The following is a 721-nucleotide window of genomic DNA, read 5'->3' as shown; positions in this document are numbered from 1 at the left end:
GCTGGACGACTCCGGGACGAGCTCCGCGTCCCCCGTGAACGTCGCGCACCTCAAGCTGGACGGACAGGTTCGTCTGCCGGCGGGGGCGCAGGTGGTCTCCGGTGGCGCGACGACGGCGATCCTCGACGGCGAGGAGGGCCTGCTGTGGGTGCTGCCGTTCGACGGGGCGACGTCGTTCGACGCGGAGAAGCTGGACCCCGTGGCCGAGGTCGGCGGTGACGGCGCGCTGACCGTGTCGCAGGACGGGACGGTGTTCGCGGCGATCCCGTCCACGGGGACGCTGTGGACGGTGGCGACGACGTCCAAGGGCACGGTGGACGGTGAGGCCTCCTCCGCGCCCCTGCCGGTGAGCAAGGGCGCGGAGGTCGAGGTGACCGCGGTCGGTGACAAGCCTGTGGTGCTCGACCGGTCCGCGTCCCACCTGATCCTGCCCGGCGGGAAGAGCGTGGCGATCGAGGGGGGCGGGGACGCGCGCCTGCAGCAGCCGTCGCAGTCCTCGGACGTGGTCGTGGTCGCCACGACGGACGCCCTCGTCTCCCAGCCGCTGAAGGGCGGGGACGCGCAGCGGCGTGCCGCGCAGGGCGTGCCGGCGGCGCCCGTGCAGCTCGGCGCCTGCACGTACGGGGCGTGGGCCTCGACGGGTCAGGTGATCCGTGACTGCGACGGCACGGGTCGGGACGTCGACGAGCGCCTCGAGGGCCTGGACCCCCAGACCCGCCTC

Annotated in this window: 1 pseudogene; it reads left to right on the top strand. The window is 74.3% G+C overall.

Annotated elements, in window-relative coordinates:
- Positions 1-721: pseudogene (locus ABWU78_RS20895) on the top strand (Ig-like domain-containing protein); the annotation flags it as partial.

It is taken from the genome of Cellulosimicrobium sp. CpK407 (genome assembly GCF_051844275.1).
GTDB lineage: Bacteria > Actinomycetota > Actinomycetes > Actinomycetales > Cellulomonadaceae > Cellulosimicrobium > Cellulosimicrobium cellulans_G.
Note: the sequence above shows the minus strand (reverse complement) of the source record. Positions and strands in the feature narration are given on the sequence as shown.